The 3,196-nt window shown below is 68.4% G+C and carries 4 protein-coding genes; 3 read left to right on the top strand and 1 reads right to left on the bottom strand.

The features are described from left to right. On the top strand, window positions 1-652 hold a 652-nt coding region (locus LQV45_RS22560), incomplete at its 5' end, for an MFS transporter (protein ID WP_374208275.1). 40 nt (window positions 653-692) lie between these two features. Here the strand turns inward: LQV45_RS22560 and LQV45_RS22555 are convergent. Continuing rightward, window positions 693-1,409, bottom strand: a complete 717-nt coding sequence (locus tag LQV45_RS22555) for an IclR family transcriptional regulator (protein WP_230008911.1) — start codon at window positions 1,407-1,409, stop codon at window positions 693-695. 199 nt (window positions 1,410-1,608) lie between these two features. Between LQV45_RS22555 and LQV45_RS22550 the strand changes: the two genes are divergently transcribed. Both LQV45_RS22550 and LQV45_RS22545 read left to right on the top strand, forming a co-directional pair. Next, window positions 1,609-2,145, top strand: a complete 537-nt coding sequence (locus LQV45_RS22550; RefSeq protein WP_230008910.1) for a flavin reductase family protein — start codon at window positions 1,609-1,611, stop codon at window positions 2,143-2,145. Between the two features lie 51 nt (window positions 2,146-2,196). Next, window positions 2,197-3,196, top strand: a 1,000-nt coding sequence (locus LQV45_RS22545) for a 4-hydroxyphenylacetate 3-hydroxylase family protein (RefSeq protein WP_230008909.1), incomplete at its 3' end; no start/stop codon positions are given.

Genomic DNA, 3,196 nt, shown 5'->3' with positions numbered 1-3,196 from the left:
CCACGCGGCCGGCCCGGCGCCCACGACGGCGGGGGACAACCACGGGGAAACCCGCACGGCAGCCCAGCGGGACAAAACCTTCGCCGCCGTCGCCCTCCCCGTGCTGGCGATGGTGTGCATGGGCACGTTCTTCGGCTCCACCCAGACAGCCCTGAGCTCTTTCTCCGCCAGCTTCGCCACCTCCGAACTCGCGGGCCTGCTCTACGCCGTCATGGGACTGAGCTCTGCCGCGGCCGCCCTCTCGGTCGCGTACTGGCCCCGGCGCTTCACGGTGAACGCCCGCTGGATTGCCTGCGCGGCCCTGATGGCCGGCTTCGCATCGCTGCTGTTGCTGCCCTCGACGGCGCTGCCCATGGTCCTTGTACTGTTGGTCCTGGGCCTGCCCGTTGGTCCGCTCATGGTCACTGTCTTCGCGATCGGTGGCCTCGTGGCGCCGGCCGGAAAGCTCGGCACGGTCATGACAGCCCTGGCCAGCGGCATTGTGGCCGGCACCGCGCTCGGATCCTCCATCGCCGGACAGCTGGCGCAGAACTTCGGCTATTCGACGGCCTTCCTGGTTCCGGTGTGCGCCGCCACGGCGCTGTTCCTGCTCGGAACGGCAGCCGCCGTCGTACTGCGGCAGCGCGGGAAGAAGACGGCCGCGGCCGCATAGACCCCGACGGGACAGCGCTGCGGCGGCGCTTTCCGCGGGCTTAGCCCAGCTGCGCCTCGATGCGACGCGCCGCCTCGGTCAGGGCCGCTGCGACCTCGTCCGGATCCTGCGCGGCGCGGATATAGACGACGGCGAGGGCGGCCGGACGCCCGCCAGGCACACGCAGCGGCACCGCAATCGAGGACACCCCGGGGATCACCTCGTCATGGCTGGCGGCATAGCCGCGGCGCCGGGCCTCGGCCGCCTCGGACCGGTACGGGATGCCCGGGACCAGGGCCCGCCACTCCTGCTCCGGGTAGGCTGACTGGATCGCAATGCCCGGCGCCCCTGCGCTGATGGGGTGCCGCGAACCCGGGTGCTGCACCACCGCGGCGCCGCTGTGCCGCGGATCCACGGTCACCAGCGTCACGCACTCCTCCCGGTCCCAGACCGCCACGAAGGCGCTCATGGTCAGGGTGTTGGCCAGCTGGGTCAGTTCCGGCAACGCCGCCGACTGCAGGTTCCGGGAGACCCCGCGGGCCAGGACCGCGAGGCCCGGGCCGGGCTGGACGCGGCCGCCATCGTCACGTACCAGCAGCGAGTGGTCCTCGAGCGTGCGCAGAATCCTGTAGGCCACGGAGCGGTGGACGCCCATGGCGTCGGCGAGTTCGGCAATGGTCAGCGGCTGCTGGGCCTCGGCGAGGATCTCCAGCGCCCTGATACCGCGGGACAGCGTCTGGGACGGGGAAGCCTGGGCGGTGCCGGCATTCGGGGTCATGGGGTCCATCCTAGGTGCGGGGTTACTGGACGCCGGGCTCGCCGGGCTACCCTTGTGTTCCGGCTCATGGTCAGCTAGCGTTCTATATGGGAACTGTTTGTTCGATTATAGAACACAATACAGAACTCGACTATAGAACACGGCTGATCCAAAGCACACCCACACCACGGTCGGGAAACGCAACGAACGCAAGGGATCAATGATGATTGCCACGCCGCGCGGCCACGCCGGGGGCGCCCAGGGCCCCCTGTCGGCACCGCGGGCCAACCACTTCCGGGGCAGCCTCGGCAGGTTTGCCACCGGCGTCGCGATCGTGACCTTCGACGGGGCCACGAAACGCCACGGCATCACCGTGAACTCCTTCACCTCGGTCTCGATGGACCCTCCGCTGGTGCTGGTGAGCATCGCCCGCACGGCCAGGGCCCACGACGAGCTCGCCGGCCGGCCCTTCACCGTGAATATCCTTGGCGCCGAGCAGCGGTACCTGGCCTTGCACTTCGCCGGCAGGCCCGGCCCCGAGCCGCTGTGGGTGGAGGGAAAGACCGCGCCGCGGCTGTCCAATGTCCTCGCCTATTTCGAATGCAAGCCGTGGGCGGCGTACGACGGCGGCGACCACACCCTGTATATCGGCGAGGTGGTGGACTTCAACTACCGCAACGGCGATGCCTTGGCCTTCGCCAACAGCGCCTTTACCACCATCCCCGAAAGCCAGCTGGGCATGGAGGATCTGCTCTAGCGCCACATTCCTTCCCGGCAATTCAGCTCAACGACGACTGGAGGACGACCAATGGGTATCCGTACCGGACGGCAGTACCTGGACAAGCTCAATGCCATGACGCCGCACGTGGTGATCGACGGCGAGGTGGTCAGCGAGAAGATCGCCGAGCACCCGGCCTTTCGCAATGTGGCCCGCTCCTACGCCAGGCTCTTCGACATGCAGCATGATCCGCAGTACCAGGAGGCGCTCACTTTCGCCTCACCCAGCACCGGGGACCTGGTCAGCGCCTCCTTCCTGGTGCCGAAGACCGTCGAGGACCTCCAGCGGCGGCGCCGCGCCATCTCCACCTGGGCCGAGTCCTCCAACGGCTTCCTTGGCCGCTCCGGGGACTATATGAACTCCGCGCTGACCGCGCTGGGCACGGCGGGGAAGTGGTTCGCGCAGGCGGATCCGAAGTTTGGCGAGAACATCCTTAACTACTACGAGTGGGCCCGGGAAAACGACGTGCTCGCCACCCACACCCTCATCCCGCCGCAGGTCAACCGGTCCGTCTCCGGGTCGGAGCAGCTCGGCGGCCAGCTCTCGGCCCGGATCGTGGAGGAGCGCGGGGACGGGATCGTCATCCAGGGCGCGCGCATGCTCGCCACCATCGCCCCGATCGCCGACGAACTGCTCGTGTTTCCGTCCACGGTCCTGCGGGGCACCCCGGAGGACGCCCCCTACTCTTACGCGTTCGCCATCCCCAACGACGCCCCGGGCCTGCGCTACCTCTGCCGCACCTCGCTGTACAACGGCGGCAGCACCCACGACGAGCCGCTGGCCTCCCGCTATGAGGAAATGGACGCCGTCGCGGTTTTTGACCACGTCTTCGTGCCCAACGAGCGCATCTTCATGCTGGGCCACCCGCAGCTGTGCAACAGTTTCTACACCGAGACCGGGGCCGGCGCGCTCATGACCCACCAGGTGGTCACCCGCACGATCGCCAAGAGCGAGTTCTACCTGGGCCTGGCATCGGAACTGGCCGAATCGATCGGCATCGACCGCGCGGATGTGACCGTCGAGATCGCCG

The sequence above is a fragment of the Microbacterium sp. Bi128 genome (assembly GCF_918698205.1).
The sequence above is the reverse complement of the archived record's forward strand: the minus strand, read 5'-3'. Positions and strand labels throughout refer to the sequence as shown.

Excerpts from the sequence above, each read along its gene's own strand:
- LQV45_RS22555 (WP_230008911.1), bottom strand. The coding sequence starts at position 1,409 with ATGACCCCGAATGCCGGCACCGCCCAGGCTTCCCCGTCCCAGACGCTG.
- LQV45_RS22550 (WP_230008910.1), top strand. The coding sequence starts at position 1,609 with ATGATGATTGCCACGCCGCGCGGCCACGCCGGGGGCGCCCAGGGCCCC.